The following is a 15254-nucleotide window of genomic DNA, read 5'->3' as shown; positions in this document are numbered from 1 at the left end:
GGATTATCGCGATGAGGAAACCATGTCATTATTGTCGGAAACAGCCACGGAGTAAAACAGCGTGAACGTATCCGGAAATAAGAGTTCGAAAAGGCAGGGCTTTTTCCGCGTCGGGAGAGGCAAAGCCATTCTGTATTCGCTGCTGGTAATCCTGTTCATGGGCGTTATCATGGCGTTTCTGGATCGTATGTACGCAGAGTTACTCATGCGGCAGGAGCGGGCCGAGGTCTCACGCAAGTCAAAACAGGTGGCCATGACCATCAATAACGCCGTGAACAGCAAATTTTCATTATTGCAGGGCCTCAAGGCGTTTACCGAAACCTATGTTGAGTACGCCCCGCGAAAGTCTGACTTCCCAGAAACATTCAAGATATTCGCCTCCGGACTGTATGCCTCCAGCAGCTGCATCAGGAACTTCATAGTAGCCCCCGGCGGGGTCAATCGATTCGTGTATCCTCTTGAGCGCAACAGAAAGGCCTTGGGGCATGATCTCATGAACGACCCGCGACCTCAGGTGCGGGCCGATGTCCAGCGTGCGGTGGAAAGCGGAAGGATCACCATCAGCGGACCGTACAAGTTGCGGCAGGGCGGCCTAGGACTCATATGTCGCGTTGCGGTGTATGATGAAGGGCATTTCTGGGGTCTTGTTTCCATGGTCCTTGATCTTCCTGAAGTATTTGATGAAATTAATATTTCGGGGCTTACGCAGAGCGTGGATATGAGCCTGGCCAATGAAGACGGAGCGGTCTTTTTCGGCCTTGATGCGGGGGACGGTCGGGAGATCATTACCAGCAGAATCCCCATGCCGGAGGGATATTGGACGCTTGCCATGTCTCCGAAACAAGGGTGGGGAGCAGATGACGGCTGGGCCTTGTGGCCGTTTCGCATTCTGGCTTCCCTTGTGGTGTTGCTAATTGGGATCGCCGTATACCTGCTTTCCAACAAGGCAGAAAGATTGAGACGGGCGGTGGATGAGCGCACGACCGAACTGATCGAGGTCAACTCGCAACTTCAGGCGGAGAACGACAGGCGCAAGGCTGCCGAAGAAACTCTCAGAAGAGAGCTGGCCATCAATCACGCCCTTGCCGACATAGCGGTGGCACTTACCGAACCCGGGGCCGATATCAACAGCGTTTCCAAAGTGGTGCACCGGCACGCTCTCAATATTACGGGCAGCAGGGTGGGCTATGTCTCCTCAATCGACTCCGAAAGCGGCGAAAACATCTGTCATGTCACCACTCCAATGTTTTCCGACGGCAGTTGCGATCTCGCCTCAGGCAGGGTCCCATTCCACAGCGGAACGGGTGGATATAAAGGAATATGGGGGCAAAGCCTCAATACCATGACGGGATTCTACACCAATGACGTTCGCTCGCACGAAGTGTATGGCGCCATCCCCGAAGGTCATCTTCCGGTGGAGACCTTTCTCTCCGTGCCGGCAGTTTTCGAAGGAGAGCTACACGGACAAATAGCATTGGGCAATGCCGATGAACCATATGATGAAAAGGACCTGAGCCAGATTCAGTCTCTTGCGCGGCTCTATGCCATGGCGATCTACCGCATCCGTTCAGAGAAAGCCGTAATGGATGCCAAGGAGCTTGCCGAATCCGCGAGTCGCGCCAAAAGCGAGTTTCTGGCCAACATGAGTCATGAAGTCCGCACTCCGCTTAATGGTGTGAAGGGTATGCTTCAGCTTATTCAGTATTCCAAGCTGGATAGCGAACAAAGCGACTATGTTGAGACAGCACTGGAATCCGTGGACCGGCTTACAACCCTTCTTGCCGACATCCTCGACATCTCCAGAGTGGAAGCAGGGCGCATTCAGCTCAGGCACGAACCGTATGTTCTGGCTGAAGCCGTGGAAAAAGTCAGACAACGTTTCGGGCTTGCCTATGATCAGGCAGGGGTGGAACTGAAAACGGATGTCGCAGCCAAGCTGCCTGCGGTTGTGATAGGGGATGGCTTCAGGGTTGAGCAAGTGTTGGATAATCTGGTTGGCAACGCTCTGAAGTTTACCGAAGCCGGGAGCGTGACCATTATGGTGCGCCTTGAATCTGATGAGGAGACCGGTGCGGAAATGGTTCTTTTTGCTGTCACTGATACCGGTATTGGGATCCCCGAAAAGAATCTGGAGAAACTGTTCGAGCCTTTTGTGCAGGGTGATCAAGGATATACACGGAAATATCAGGGTGCGGGGCTCGGTCTCGCCATTTGCCGGAAACTCGTTGAACTCATGGGGGGGCGGATTTGGGTTGAAAGTGAGCCTGGAGTCGGCGCCACGTTCTCGTTTACCGTTCCTCTCGAAAAAGGGATGAATGCACGGGATGCTGAAGCCGAGTCCGCGGTGGACTCCAATGAGATTGTGGGCTCTCCCAAGGTGCTGTTGGCCGAAGATGATCGGGTCAGCCGCATGTTCATCGAAAACGCCTTGAAGCGTATCGGCCTGCGATACGAGTCGGTGGCAAGCGGCGACATGGCTCTGAAATCTCTTGAAGAAGGGGATTACGATTTGGTGCTCATGGACGTGCAGATGCCAGTCATGAATGGAATCGAGGCCACCCGGCTTATTCGTGACGGCATAGCGGGGGATCGCCACAAGAGCATTCCCATCATCGCCATAACAGCCTACGCCATGAGCGGCGACAAGGAGATAATGCTCGAAGCGGGGATGGACGATTATCTTTCAAAACCAATGAACATCAGTGAATTGCACACGAAGCTGGCTCAAGTGACCTCCGCTCATTCGGCGGCCAATGACTGAGTGATATGTATACGGCGCAGCAGAAAGAAAGCATCGGCTCATTGGTCGGTGCTTTTGTTTTTTCAAGGATAAACGTGAGGGTGAATCTGCTCGGCGTTGTGATTAATTCTGTTCCCTTGCGAGTGGGTGAAGGGAAACAGGTATGGCCCTTGAAGGGGCTTCATGGTAAAGGTCAAAACCGTGATTGTCCTTTATGGTCGGCAGCTTGTTTCCACCATGCTGGCCGCTGTGAATAGGCGATAAGGACGGGCCGAACCTTTCAGACAGTCGTTACGGGGCATGACCGCTCAGAGTGGACGCAATAAACAAAGCAGAGCGAATCGATGAAATTTCTTCCTTCCCAGTTGCTGTATTTTTTTCATGATCGTCGTGCGCAACGGAATCTTCATTCCCTTATCAGATTCGTTCTGTTCCTCTGTTTCTTTATCGCGCTCTACAGTGTCCTTTTTCATATCCTCATGGAAATGGAAGGACAGCATTATTCATGGGTTACGGGCATCTATTGGACTTTGACGGTCATGTCTACGCTCGGCTTCGGCGACATTACCTTCACCTCGGACATCGGAAGGATTTTTTCTCTTTGCGTGCTCATGTCAGGCATTGTCTTTCTGCTTGTGATGCTGCCTTTCACCTTCATCCAGTTCTTTTATGCGCCGTACCTTGAAGCACAGAGCAAATCGAGAGCGGCCCGCGAACTGCCCGAGGATACCTCCGGACACCTTATCATCATCGGCTCGGACAGAATCGCGCTCAGTCTTGCGACTCGCGTCAGGCAGTTCAACTACAAATACTGCATTCTGGTCAACGAGGTTAACCATGCTCTTGATCTGGTGGATCAGGGGTACAAGGCCGTGGTGGGCGATTCGGACAACCCGCAGACATACAAGCTTCTGCGGGCGGATCAGGCGGCCATGATCGTCTTGTTGAGCGATGATTTAAAAAATACCAATGCAGCCTACACGCTTCGTGAAGTGGCTCCAGACGTGCAGGTGGTTGCCAATGCCGATTCGGAAGAGTCGGTGGATATCCTCCAGCTGGCAGGCGCAAGTCATGTTTTCCAGTTCATGAGTATGCTCGGTGAGATGCTCGCCCGGCGCACCCTCGGCACTGGCGCTCGGAGCAATGTCATCGGCAATATCAAGAAGCTCAACATTGCTGAGGCACCTGCCGTCAATACGCCGCTTGTGGGCCAGACCGTCAAGGGCTGCGGTCTGCGCGACGCCACCGGGATGAACATCGTCGGCTTGTGGGAGCAGGGCCGACTGGTGCCAGCACTGCCGGATACCGTCATCGGTGCCAAAACGATCATGATTCTTGCCGGGACCGAAGAGCAGCTTGATGCGTATGACGACTTCGTCGGCCCGGCCCCCTCCATGGATGCGCCGGTGCTTATCCTGGGCGGCGGACGAGTGGGGCAGTCTGCAGCCCGATTACTTAGTCGGCGAAACGTTGACTATAAGATTGTTGAGAAAAACAAGAAGCTTATCAAGGACGAAAAGCACTATGCCCATGGCAGCGCATCGGACCTTGAGGTATTGAAGGCGGCCGGAATCGATAGCGCTCCCTCGGTGTTCGTCACCACACACAACGATGACCTGAACATCTATCTGACAATTTATTGCAGGCGCCTCAGGCCGGACATTCAGATCATCAGCCGCGCCACGTTCGACAGAAACATTACGGTGCTGCATAAGGCTGGTGCCGACCTCGTCATGTCCTATGCGACCATGGCTGCCAACACGATCATCAACCTGCTGAGTCCGGGCAAAGTCATGACTCTCACGGAGGGCCTGAACATCTTCCGAGTCGAAGTAGGCTCATCCCTTGCCGGAAAAACACTCATGGAAAGCAACATCCGCGACGACACCGGCTGCAGCGTCATCGCCGTATCCCGCGGCGAAGAAATGGAAATCAACCCCGACCCGACACTCCCCCTTGAAAACGGCGCCTCTCTCCTCGTCATCGGCGCAGCCGAAGACGAGCGACGCTTCCTTGAGAAGTATCAGGTCTAAGGGATAATCTATGTTTTGATGAAGTGAAAAAGCCCTCACGACCATGGCCGTGAGGGCTTTTTGGATTGTTGTGGCGGAGAGGGTGGGATTCGAACCCACGTACGGGGGATACCCGTAACTCGATTTCGAGTCGAGCGCGTTACGGCCGGACTTCGCTACCTCTCCGCGTTTGGTGCGGCAATATGGCTAATGCCGAATGGGATGCCGTTTATAAACGCTGTCGCCGTTGGATGCAAGTATGAATTTCAACGGTTTTTACGGCGGCTTCGGAAAAACTGTTGCAGAACCGAGGCGCACTCTTTTTCCATGATTCCCCCGACCTGCCAGAGGCGGTGGTTGGAGAAGCTGAGGGAGTGTCCTTCAAGGTTGGACACCAAAGCGCCGCGTTTAGGGTCAGTCGCGCCGAAGATGACGCCGGATACCCGGGCGTGAAGGATGGCGCCCACGCACATGAGGCAGGGTTCGAGCGTCACAGCGAGGATGGTTCCGGGGAGCCTGTAATTGTTCAGCGCTGATGCGGCGCGGCGCAGACAGAGCACTTCGGCATGAGCGGTGGGGTCGTTGAGCGCGATGGGACCGTTATGTGCCGATGCGATCAACTTGCCGCTTGAGTCGAAAAGCGCCGCGCCGATGGGAGCTTCCTCCGCATCGGCCGCGGCGTGTGCTTCGTGCAGGGCGACGTCCATGAGGGCCCGCCAGTTCATATCCTCGGGAGGAACGGGCGAAGGACGCAACCTACTTCTCCTTCAGATACCGCACGCCACCTTCAAGCAGGGCGGTGCCAAGGGTGCCCACGTCACCTCGCGTCCAGTGCGGGTGGTTCGTGGGATGGTTGAAGGCTTCCGGGTGCGGCATCAGGCCGAGAATGCGGCCGCTGGGATCGGTGAGACCGGCGATGCCCAAGGGAGAACCGTTGGGGTTGTAGGGGTATTCCATGCTTACTTCACCCGTCTCGGGGTGAATGTATTGCAGGGCGATCTGCTGGGATTTGCTCAGCTCGTCGAGCATCTTTTCGTCACTGGCGATGATCTTTCCCTCGCCGTGGCGTACCGGGACGTAGAGGGTGTCTATGTCCTTGGTGAAGACACAATGAGAGTCGGGGTTTGCTTTGAGCGTGACCCAGCGGTCTTCGTATTTGTTCGAATCATTGTAGGAAAGCGATACCTGCCGCTCGAAGTACCTGCCGCCTACTGCGGGAAGCAGGCCCAGCTTGACCATGAGCTGGAAGCCGTTGCAGATGCCGAGGATGACTCCTCCCGCATCGAAGAAAGCTTTGAGCTGGTCCAGAACCGGCTTGCCGTTTTCGTCTTCGGACCAGCGCCAGCGGTGAGCCGCTGCCTGAGCCGCGCCCAAGTCGTCTCCGTCGAGGAATCCGCCGGGGAAAATCAGGTAGTTAAAGTCTTCCATGCGGACCAGACCGCGTGAAATATCGGAAAAGTGCACAATCGTGGCGTCGTCCGCTCCCGCCTTTTTGACGGAATGAGCGCATTCCTGTTCACAATTGGTGCCGTATCCGGTAATGACCAGTGCGTTGACGCGGGCCATGGATTCATCCTCCCGTATTGACATATCCGTGCGGCCCTGCAAAATACTCGTGGCCGCGTTGCTTGCCGACGTACATACGTGCGGGCGCGGCAGCAGTCAACAATCCGGGCAGGAGCCCGGTATCATTTTATTAAGTCAATAGGTTCAACCAAGGGGCAAACCGAAATCATGAAAACCAAGTTCATCTTCACAACGGGCGGCGTTCTTTCTTCTCTGGGCAAAGGCCTGGCTGCCGCTTCCATCGGCGCATTGTTGCAGGCTCGCGGGCTCAAGGCCACCATCCAGAAGCTCGACCCGTACATCAACGTCGACCCCGGAACGATGAACCCGTTCCAGCACGGTGAAGTATACGTGACCGACGACGGCGCGGAAACCGACCTCGACCTCGGGCACTACGAGCGTTACCTCGATGTGCCCATGAGCCAGCGAAACAACTACACCTCCGGCTCCATCTACAACACCGTCATCCAGAAGGAACGCCGCGGCGACTACCTTGGTGGTACGGTGCAGGTCATTCCCCACGTCACCAACCAGATCAAGGAATCCATCCTGAGCATGCCCCGCGACGAGGATGTGGCTCTCATCGAAATCGGCGGAACCGTGGGCGACATCGAAGGCCTGCCGTTTCTGGAGGCCATCCGCCAGCTGAAGAACGAGCTGGGCAAGGAGAACGTCCTCTACATCCACCTGACCCTCGTGCCTTACATGCGGGCTGCCGGTGAACTCAAGACCAAGCCGACGCAGCATTCCGTCAAGGAACTGCGCAGCATCGGCATACAGCCGGACATCATTCTCTGCCGTTCCGAAGTGAACCTTGATGAGGACATCAAGCGCAAGATCGCCCTGTTCTGCGACGTGGACCGCGACGCCGTGTTCAGTGCCGTGGACGTGAAAAATATCTACGAAGTGCCGCTTTCCTTCTATGAGGAAGGAGTGGATCAGAAGATTGCCATACTGCTCAAACTTCCGGCCAAGAACGCCGTTCTGGAACCGTGGGAAGAACTGGTGGACAAGCTGCAGAATCCGGCTGGCACGGTTCGCATCGGCGTCGTCGGGAAGTATGTGGATCTCACCGAGGCTTACAAATCCCTGCATGAAGCCCTTGTGCACGGCGGCGTGGCCAACGACGTGAAGGTGGAACTGGAATACGTCAATTCCGAAAAGATCACGCCCAAGAACTACGAGCGCAAGCTCAAGCATCTTGACGGCATCCTCGTTCCCGGCGGCTTCGGCTCCCGCGGCGTGGAAGGAAAGATCCTTTCCATCAAGTACGCACGTGAAAACAAGGTCCCGTTCTTCGGCATCTGCCTCGGCATGCAGTGCGCCGTCATCGAGTTCGCGCGCAACGTGGCCGGACTGGAGAGCGCCAACTCCGAGGAATTCGATCAGACCGTGCAGAACAACGTCATCTACCTGATGACCGAGTGGTACGACTTCCGCACCAAAAAGACCGAAGTGCGCGACGAAAGCTCCGAGAAGGGCGGCACCATGCGCCTTGGCGCCTACCCGTGCAAGCTGCACAAGGACACCAACGCGCACAAGGCCTACGGCGTTGCCAATATCGATGAGCGCCACCGTCATCGTTACGAATTCAACAACAAGTTCTCCGAAGTCCTCAAGGAAAACGGACTGGTTCTTTCCGGAACCTCGCCGGACGGTGAGTTGGTCGAGATCGTTGAAATTCCGGATCATCCGTGGTTCCTCGGCTGTCAGTTCCACCCCGAGTTCAAGTCCAACCCCATGCGTCCGCATCCCCTGTTCCGCGACTTCATCAAGGCCGCGAAGGAAAACAAGTCGGACGACTAGGAGCCTATGGAATCCGCCAAGCTTTACGAATCCTGCCGGTCCGGCCTGTTTTTCATGGCCGGACCGTGCGCGCTTGAGAGCCGGGAATTGGCGCTCGACGTGGCCCGTCACTTGGCGGACATGGCGAAGCGACTTGATCTGAACCTGATTTTCAAAAGCTCTTTCGACAAGGCCAACCGGACCTCGGTGACGAGTTTTCGGGGGCCGGGCATGTCGCGCGGGTTGGAGATACTGGCCGAGGTCAAGGAAACCACCGGACTGCCTGTGGTCACAGATATTCATATGCCCGAGCAGGCCGCCGTGGTCGCCGAGGTGGCGGACGTCATTCAGGTGCCCGCCTTCCTGTGCCGTCAGACGGACCTTCTCGTGGCAGCCGGTGAGACGGACCGGATCGTCAATGTCAAAAAGGGACAGTTCCTTGCTCCCTGGGACATGGACAATGTGGTCGGCAAGCTGCGTTCCACTGGCAATGAGAAAATCTGGCTCACCGAACGCGGTGCCATGCACGGCTACAACAACCTTGTTGTGGACTTTCGTTCCGTGCCCGAGATGCATGCGTTCGATGTTCCTGTGGTCTTTGACGCCACGCACTCGGTTCAGAAGCCGGGCGGTCAGGGCGCCAGTTCGGGCGGCAACCGTGAATATGTGCCCGTCCTTGCTCGTGCAGCCGTTGCCGCAGGCGTGGACGGAGTTTTCATGGAAGTGCATCCGGATCCGGATAAGGCGCTGTGCGACGGCCCCAACAGCCTGCACCTCGACAGTGTGGAGCCGCTCGTCAAGCAGCTGCTCGCCGTGCGGGAGGCCATCTCATGAGTCGTGCACAGGAGTTGGCCGCCAAAACGGAACTTCTGGTGCTCGACTGCGACGGCGTGCTGACCGACGGAGGCCTGTACTACGACGAGTCCGGGATGCGCATGAAGCGCTTCAATGTGCAGGACGGGCTGGGTATCAAGATCGCGCAGGCCGCAGGGCTTGAAGTGGCGGTCATCACCGGGCTGAATCAGCCGCCGGTAGAGCGTCGCATCAAGGAACTCGGCATCCGACATTATTATCCCGGCAATCATCACAAGGTTCCGCTTTTCGAGGAAATCTGTGAGAATGTCGGAGTTGGTGCGCAGAACGCAGCTTTCATGGGAGACGACTGGGTGGATGCCGGTGTGATGAAGGCTGCCGGATTCGCCATGGCCGTTCCCAACGCCCAGCCGGAGATACTGAACATGGCCGACTGGATATCCACGAAGCGCGGCGGCGACGGCGCGGTGCGGGAGGCCATATCCTTTATCCTCAAGCACCGGGGCCTGCTCGACGAACAGTGGAACAAGTGGGTGGGGTGACATGAAGCTTCGGCCGCTCCTGCTTTGGGGAGCGATCTTTTTCAGCGGCATCGTGTTCGGGTTCATTGTGAAGGAGTATGTTTCACAATCCGAACCCGAAAAGCCCGCGCGCGCCGAAAAGCAGACGCTTGAGGACAGTCCGCTGGTTTCCAGTACGGAAATCAGCGCGGAGGACATCCTGTTGGAGCAGGGGAGCGAAGGTGCGCTCGACTGGAAGCTGCAGGCGCGAAAGGCTGCGTACGATCAGGACAATGGGCTTGTCGTTGTCGAGCGTCCACAGCTCACTGCCTACTTCGGTGATGATCGGCAGGAAGTGTACGTGCGCGCCGACGCTGGCGAAGTGGACCAGCAGAACGATAACCTTACCCTGTACGACAACGTGGACGGACGTTTCGGCATGTTTACGGTTCAGGCCAAGAATTTCGATTATGTCGGAGCCATCGACAAGGTCGTCATCAAAGGTGGCGTGTCCGTGGCCCGGCCCGACCTTGAAGTGAACGCCACAGCTGTCGAGATAGACCTTCTCTCACGGCAGATGGTGGCGGCCGGCGGTGTCGAGGCGGTCGTGAGCACCAGCGCGGTCGGCTCAGACGGGACTTCCGAGCCTGACGAACAAGCGGAGCAGTAATATGTTTTTCAATCGAGTCCTGTACTTCATGTTGGCGGCCCTGTTTGTGGCGCTCCCCGTAACTGACACCTCTGCCCAGGAGTTGGGCGAACTGCGCGAAACTTCGGCGAATCTGAACGTTCGCGAGGCCAGAAATCCCGGCGCAGAGCACGTGCGGACCCTCATGAAAGGTGATCGCGTGCGGGTGGCGCATCCCAAGGACGGTTGGGTTGCCGTCTTTGAACCTGACGCCACCGATTATCCCGAAGCCGAGGCTATCGGCTACGCCAACGCAAAGTATCTCGATAAGGTTCCCGATCCGCGCAAGACCTCAGCAGACAAGGGCAAGGCTCAGGCGCCTGCCGAAGTCGAACCGGCCGAAGGTGCCGGACAGGTTGTATCCGACATTCAGGATGTCCCGCCCAAGCCGCAAGGGCCCACCGGCGTTCCTGTCAAGGTCAACGCGGACCGCATGACCTACGACGAGCAGGGTAAGGTCGTCGCATTCGAGGGTAACGTGGTTGCCAAGCACGAAGGACTCACGCTCACTGCGGACAAGGTCTCCGCTTTCTTCGTCACGGGGGATAAGCGTTTCGACGTGAAAGGCATTGACCGCATCGTCGCCACTGGCAACGTTCATGCGGAGAAGGGCAATACTTCCGGTGACTGCGGCAAGCTGACCTATCTGGTCGAGCCGCGTATCCTGGTCATGGAGCAGGAGCCTGTGCTGCGTGACGGCCCCAACAGCATCACCGGCGAGAAGATTCGTTTTTACGTTCGTGAAAACCGCAGTGAAGTGGTCGGCGGCAAGGGCAAACGCGTCGAGGCCGAGTTTTTCACCAACAGCGGTCTGGAGATTCAGTAGATGGAAAAAGGCCTTTCCGCCTCCGACCTCAGCAAACGCTATGGTCGCAAGGAAGTCGTTCACAGCATCCGGCTGTCGCTCGGTCGCGAGGAAGTCGTGGGGCTGCTCGGCCCCAACGGCGCGGGCAAGACCACGACGTTCTACATGCTGGCCGGGATCGTCAAACCGTACTCCGGTGACGTTTATCTCAACGGCAGAAATATCACCGACCTGCCGTTGCACGAACGGGCCCGTCTGGGCGTGAGCTATCTGCCGCAGGAAAGTTCCATCTTCCGCAAACTGACGGTTCGCCAGAACCTCCAGATAATCCTTGAGCAGACCGACATGACGCCTCGCCAGCAGCGCGAGCGTGCAGACGAGCTCATGGATATGTTTTCCATTACCAAGCTGGCCGATCAGGCATCCATGTACCTTTCCGGCGGCGAACGGAGAAGGCTTGAGATCGCCCGCGCGCTCATCATGAGCCCGGACTTCATTCTGCTCGACGAACCGTTCGCCGGCATCGACCCCATCGCGGTCATCGACATTCAGGAGATCATCTCCGTGCTCAAGAGCATGGGTATCGGTATTCTCATCTCCGACCACAACGTCCGGGAGACCCTGAATATCTGCGACCGTGCCTACCTCGTGTACGAGGGCACCATCATCCTCGACGGCACCCCCGCCGACATCGTCCAGAGCTCTCGGGCCCGCCAGATTTATCTGGGCGAAGACTTCTCGCTCTAGCTTTTTTCAAGAGTTCCACCCTTTGGTCGTTTACAGTCGCCCGGAAGGTTGGTACAGTTTTTTCATGCTCATTGTATTGCGTATGTAAAATCAACATTTGCGGTTGGTTATCCGGTCTTTCTTGCGGTAGCCGAAAGCATGTGGCATACTCTTACACAAGAGATTCGGGCTGTGTGCCCGAATCAAATGACCAATTTATGTCGAGAACCGGGTGGGACGCCCGCACGAATAGAGAAACCGTATGGGGCTTGAACTCAGGCAACAACTCAAGCTGACGCAGCAGCTGGTCATGACGCCACAGTTGCAGCAGGCAATCAAGCTGCTGCAGATGTCGCGCCTTGAGCTGGTTGAAACGGTTCAGCAGGAGCTTCTTGAAAACCCGTTCCTGGAGGAGTCCGAGAACGAGGCGGTTCAGGAGGCGCCCGAAAAGGAGTCCGACACGCTCAAGGAAGCGGGTGAGGGCACCGATGAATCCGTCATGCGCGATGCGGACTGGGACAACTACATGGGAGAATTCTCAAGCTCGTCCAAGCAGTCGCAGGTTCGTGAGTACGAGTCCCCTGAAGAGGGCCTGACGTTCGAAGCCCGTCTTGCCTCCAAGCCATCCCTTGAAGGGCACCTCGGCTGGCAGATCCGTCTCTCCGACTTCACGGATCAGGAAGTCGCAATCACTGACGTTATCATAGGCAATCTCGACTCCAACGGCTATCTTCATGCCAGCATGGAAGAGCTTTGCGAGATGATTCCCGGTGTTGATGGGGAGCTTGTCGAGTCGGTCGTCAAGCGCATTCAGCGCCTTGATCCGGTGGGAGTTGCATCCCGTACGCCGCGGGAATGTCTGCTCGTCCAGATGGAGATGCTTGGCATCGACGATCCCATCCTCGTTTCGATAGTCACCGAGCACCTTGAAGACATCGAAAAGAACCGCTTCAAGCCGCTGGCCCGCAAGTTCAAGATTTCTCTGGAAGAGCTCAAGGGGTACCTTGAAGAGCTTCAGAAGCTCGACCCTATGCCCGGAGCCAATTTTTCCAGTACGGAGCCGCATTACGTCAGCCCCGACGTGTATGTATACAGCTACGGGGACGACTTTGTGATCGTGCTCAACGAGGATGGTCTGCCGCGTCTGCAGATGAACCAGTTCCTCGCCGATACGGTGCAGGGCAGGGCGGACCTGGACAAGGAATATTTCCGTGACAAGATGAGCTCCGCCGCGTGGCTGATGAAGAGTCTGTATCAGCGTCAGCGCACGCTCTACAAGGTCATGGAGAGCATTGTGAAGTTCCAGCGCGAGTTCTTCGAGGAGGGCGTGACCAAGCTCAAGCCGCTGATCCTCAAGGAAGTGGCCGAGGACATCAACATGCATGAGTCCACGGTCAGCCGCATCACCACGAGCAAGTACGTGTCCACTCCGCACGGTATTTTCGAGCTCAAATTCTTTTTCAACAGTGCTCTCGACCTCGGCGACGGTTCGCAGGTCGGGTCGGAAAGCGTCAAGGCGCTCATAAAAAAACTCATAAGCGAGGAGGAGCCGAAAAAACCGCTCAGCGACGAAAAGATCGGCGAGATACTCAAGGAGCGTTTGGATGTGAACATCGCCCGCAGGACCGTGGCAAAGTACCGGTCCGCCATGGGGATTCCATCATCGTCCAAGCGCAAGAGCTATTTTTAGTAAAGGCTTGTCATTACCCAATAACCAGGAGGGTATACCATGAATGTCAGCTTCACCTTCAAGAACTTCGATCCGTCTCAGCATCTGCGGGATTACGCCAACAAGCGCTTCGCCAAGCTCGGCAAGTTCTTCAAGGACACCGACAATGCGGATCTTCAGGTGAACCTCATGGTGGAGAAGCTCCGTCACAAGGCGGACGTTATCCTGGATGCGGACACCGTGCATCTGACGGCTATCGAAGCCTCAGAGGACATGTACGCCACCATTGATCTGGTGCTGGACAAGCTTGAGGCGCAGCTTCGCAAGCAGCGTGAGAAGATGAAGGGCAAGACCAGAAAGGTCCGCCAGGAGCGGGAAGTTCGCATGAACTACCTGAACTACGGTGATGACCGTCGCGCCGAACCCACCATCGTGGGGACGGACAGCTATGTGCCCAAGCCCATGTCCGTGGACGAAGCTGCCATGCAGCTCGACACCATGGATCATGAGTTTCTCGTCTTCAGAAATAGCGAAACCGAGGGCGTCAACGTCATCTACAAGCGCGACAACGGAGACTTCGGCCTCATCGATCCCGGATTCTGATCAATGAAACTTGGTGATTACCTTGATAAGGACCTGATTCTCTCCGACATGGCCTCGGCCGACAAGGCCGGGGCCCTCGGAGAGCTTGTCGTTCCACTGCAGGAACGCTTCCCGGAAATGGATTCCGACCTTGTTCTGCGCGTTCTCAAGGAACGGGAGGAGCTCGGAACTACCGGCATCGGGGACGGCGTGGCCATACCTCACGGCAAGCTGGATTCTCTGGACCAGATTGCGGTGGTGGCGGGCCGAAGCCGCGACGGACTTGATTTCGAGGCGCTCGATTTCAAGCCATGCCACATTTTCTTTCTCGTGCTCGCGCCGGAACAGGTTGCCGGGATGCATCTGCGTATTCTTGCGCATATTTCAAGGCTCCTGAAGGACGATTCCTTCCGTAAGGCATTCATGGAAGCGGAAGGGCAGGATGAACTCTGGAAACTGCTCAAGAGCGCATAGCAGGCCATGACTCCACGCAATGCTTTTACGGTGATCATCGTAACCGGTCTTTCGGGCGCGGGTAAAAGTACCGCCATCCGGGTTTTTGAAGACCTTGGATTCTTTTGCGTGGACGGACTGCCGGTGAGCATGGCACCTAAGCTGGCCGAGCTTTTCCGCCAGAAGGACGACCCCCGGCAGCGCGGACTCGTGCTTGGACTCGATCTGCGGCAGGACGATTTTCTCGAAGAGTGGAATGAAGCGTTGGAATCCATGGACAACATGGGTGCCCGTGTCGAAATCTTTTTCGTGGAAGCGCGGCTCGAAACGCTCGTGACGCGTTACGCCATGACTCGCCGTCCGCACCCTCTTGAGAGTTCCAGCCTCGGCCTGGAACAGGCTCTGGAAAAGGAACGTGATCTGCTCGCGCCGATCCGCCAGCAGGCTGCGCTGGCCATCGACTCCACACAGTACTCGGTGCATGATCTGCGCCGCGTCATTCAGGAGAAGTGGACCACAGTACAGGAACCCGCCCGCGGTATGCGTGTTCATGTGTTGTCCTTCGGTTTCAAGTATGGAATGCCGATTGAAGCGGATCTGGTGTTCGATATGCGCTTTCTGCCCAATCCTTACTTCGATGCCGACCTCAAGGCGGGGTCCGGCAAGGATGACGAAGTGGCTGAATTCGTACTCGGCAGGGAGCCGGGCAGTGAGTTCATTGGCCGGTTCAGGGACTTCATTGACTACATTCTGCCTCTCTATGCTGACGAAGGGCGGTACAGAATAACCATTGCCATCGGGTGCACCGGCGGCAGACATCGCTCCGTGGCAGTGGCAGAGAATCTTTTTGCCAATCTGAAGGACAACGGATACTCCGTAACTCTGGAACACCGACACATGGAACTTGGGTAGGCA

General features: G+C 56.5%; 14 protein-coding genes and 1 tRNA gene. 12 read left to right on the top strand and 3 right to left on the bottom strand.

Going from position 1 to position 15254, the window contains the following annotated elements; all coding sequences use genetic code 11:
* Positions 1 to 61: 61 nt before the first annotated feature.
* Positions 62 to 2761: an ATP-binding protein gene (locus B149_RS18015; RefSeq protein ID WP_018125405.1), complete on the top strand. Its 2700-nt coding sequence runs from the start codon at positions 62 to 64 to the stop codon at positions 2759 to 2761.
* Between the two features lie 323 nt (positions 2762 to 3084).
* The gene (locus B149_RS0111985) at positions 3085 to 4773 is read left to right on the top strand and encodes a potassium channel family protein (protein ID WP_018125404.1); all 1689 of its coding nucleotides are present in this window, start codon (positions 3085 to 3087) and stop codon (positions 4771 to 4773) included.
* A gap of 71 nt (positions 4774 to 4844) precedes the next feature.
* Here B149_RS0111985 and B149_RS0111980 read toward each other — a convergent pair.
* The 3 genes from B149_RS0111980 to B149_RS0111970 all read right to left on the bottom strand — a co-directional run bounded on the left by B149_RS0111980 (position 4845) and on the right by B149_RS0111970 (position 6318).
* Positions 4845 to 4938, bottom strand: a tRNA-Ser gene (locus tag B149_RS0111980).
* An 80-nt stretch (positions 4939 to 5018) separates the two neighbouring features.
* Entirely contained in the window at positions 5019 to 5477 is a 459-nt protein-coding gene (locus B149_RS0111975; protein WP_156816815.1) for a nucleoside deaminase, read from the bottom strand.
* 31 nt (positions 5478 to 5508) lie between these two features.
* Positions 5509 to 6318, bottom strand: a complete 810-nt coding sequence (locus B149_RS0111970; protein WP_018125402.1) for a phosphoribosylformylglycinamidine synthase subunit PurQ — start codon at positions 6316 to 6318, stop codon at positions 5509 to 5511.
* 168 nt (positions 6319 to 6486) lie between these two features.
* On the opposite strand from B149_RS0111970, the gene B149_RS0111965 reads away from it, so the two are divergent.
* The 10 genes from B149_RS0111965 (at position 6487) to rapZ (ending at position 15251) form a co-directional block, all read left to right on the top strand.
* A complete protein-coding gene (locus B149_RS0111965; protein WP_018125401.1) occupies positions 6487 to 8124 on the top strand; it encodes a CTP synthase in 1638 nt (545 codons plus the stop codon).
* Between the two features lie 6 nt (positions 8125 to 8130).
* Positions 8131 to 8937: a 3-deoxy-8-phosphooctulonate synthase gene (kdsA, locus tag B149_RS0111960; RefSeq protein WP_018125400.1), complete on the top strand. Its 807-nt coding sequence runs from the start codon at positions 8131 to 8133 to the stop codon at positions 8935 to 8937.
* The gene (locus B149_RS0111955; protein WP_018125399.1) at positions 8934 to 9458 is read left to right on the top strand and encodes a KdsC family phosphatase; all 525 of its coding nucleotides are present in this window, start codon (positions 8934 to 8936) and stop codon (positions 9456 to 9458) included. The genes kdsA and B149_RS0111955 overlap by 4 nt, the downstream gene beginning before the upstream one ends.
* Position 9459: 1 nt before the next feature.
* Positions 9460 to 10086 carry an LPS export ABC transporter periplasmic protein LptC gene (gene lptC, locus B149_RS0111950; RefSeq protein ID WP_018125398.1) on the top strand — a complete coding sequence of 209 codons (627 nt, stop codon included), beginning with the start codon at positions 9460 to 9462 and terminating at the stop codon, positions 10084 to 10086.
* A gap of 1 nt (position 10087) precedes the next feature.
* Positions 10088 to 10930 (top strand): LptA/OstA family protein, encoded by an 843-nt coding sequence (locus tag B149_RS0111945; RefSeq protein WP_018125397.1) that lies wholly within the window; start codon positions 10088 to 10090, stop codon positions 10928 to 10930.
* Entirely contained in the window at positions 10931 to 11656 is a 726-nt protein-coding gene (lptB, locus tag B149_RS0111940; RefSeq protein WP_018125396.1) for an LPS export ABC transporter ATP-binding protein, read from the top strand. It begins immediately after the preceding gene.
* 241 nt (positions 11657 to 11897) lie between these two features.
* Entirely contained in the window at positions 11898 to 13325 is a 1428-nt protein-coding gene (rpoN, locus tag B149_RS0111935; RefSeq protein WP_018125395.1) for an RNA polymerase factor sigma-54, read from the top strand.
* Between the two features lie 39 nt (positions 13326 to 13364).
* A complete protein-coding gene (gene hpf / locus B149_RS0111930; protein ID WP_018125394.1) occupies positions 13365 to 13907 on the top strand; it encodes a ribosome hibernation-promoting factor, HPF/YfiA family in 543 nt (180 codons plus the stop codon).
* Between the two features lie 3 nt (positions 13908 to 13910).
* Positions 13911 to 14360, top strand: coding sequence for a PTS sugar transporter subunit IIA (locus tag B149_RS0111925; RefSeq protein WP_018125393.1), 450 nt, complete (start codon positions 13911 to 13913; stop codon positions 14358 to 14360).
* A gap of 6 nt (positions 14361 to 14366) precedes the next feature.
* A complete protein-coding gene (gene rapZ / locus B149_RS0111920) occupies positions 14367 to 15251 on the top strand; it encodes an RNase adapter RapZ (protein ID WP_018125392.1) in 885 nt (294 codons plus the stop codon).
* Positions 15252 to 15254 lie beyond the last annotated feature (3 nt).

Source organism: Desulfovibrio oxyclinae DSM 11498 (genome assembly GCF_000375485.1).
Lineage (GTDB): Bacteria > Desulfobacterota > Desulfovibrionia > Desulfovibrionales > Desulfovibrionaceae > Pseudodesulfovibrio > Pseudodesulfovibrio oxyclinae.
Note: the sequence above shows the minus strand (reverse complement) of the source record. Positions and strands in the feature narration are given on the sequence as shown.

What these genes read in the sequence shown, in the direction of transcription:
- B149_RS0111985 (WP_018125404.1), top strand. Translation starts at nt 3,085, where the DNA reads ATGAAATTTCTTCCTTCCCAGTTGCTGTATTTTTTTCATGATCGTCGT.
- B149_RS0111975 (WP_156816815.1), bottom strand. Translation starts at nt 5,477, where the DNA reads ATGAACTGGCGGGCCCTCATGGACGTCGCCCTGCACGAAGCACACGCC.
- B149_RS0111970 (WP_018125402.1), bottom strand. Translation starts at nt 6,318, where the DNA reads ATGGCCCGCGTCAACGCACTGGTCATTACCGGATACGGCACCAATTGT.
- B149_RS0111965 (WP_018125401.1), top strand. Translation starts at nt 6,487, where the DNA reads ATGAAAACCAAGTTCATCTTCACAACGGGCGGCGTTCTTTCTTCTCTG.
- kdsA (WP_018125400.1), top strand. Translation starts at nt 8,131, where the DNA reads ATGGAATCCGCCAAGCTTTACGAATCCTGCCGGTCCGGCCTGTTTTTC.
- B149_RS0111955 (WP_018125399.1), top strand. Translation starts at nt 8,934, where the DNA reads ATGAGTCGTGCACAGGAGTTGGCCGCCAAAACGGAACTTCTGGTGCTC.
- lptC (WP_018125398.1), top strand. Translation starts at nt 9,460, where the DNA reads ATGAAGCTTCGGCCGCTCCTGCTTTGGGGAGCGATCTTTTTCAGCGGC.
- B149_RS0111945 (WP_018125397.1), top strand. Translation starts at nt 10,088, where the DNA reads ATGTTTTTCAATCGAGTCCTGTACTTCATGTTGGCGGCCCTGTTTGTG.
- lptB (WP_018125396.1), top strand. Translation starts at nt 10,931, where the DNA reads ATGGAAAAAGGCCTTTCCGCCTCCGACCTCAGCAAACGCTATGGTCGC.
- rpoN (WP_018125395.1), top strand. Translation starts at nt 11,898, where the DNA reads ATGGGGCTTGAACTCAGGCAACAACTCAAGCTGACGCAGCAGCTGGTC.
- hpf (WP_018125394.1), top strand. Translation starts at nt 13,365, where the DNA reads ATGAATGTCAGCTTCACCTTCAAGAACTTCGATCCGTCTCAGCATCTG.
- B149_RS0111925 (WP_018125393.1), top strand. Translation starts at nt 13,911, where the DNA reads ATGAAACTTGGTGATTACCTTGATAAGGACCTGATTCTCTCCGACATG.
- rapZ (WP_018125392.1), top strand. Translation starts at nt 14,367, where the DNA reads ATGACTCCACGCAATGCTTTTACGGTGATCATCGTAACCGGTCTTTCG.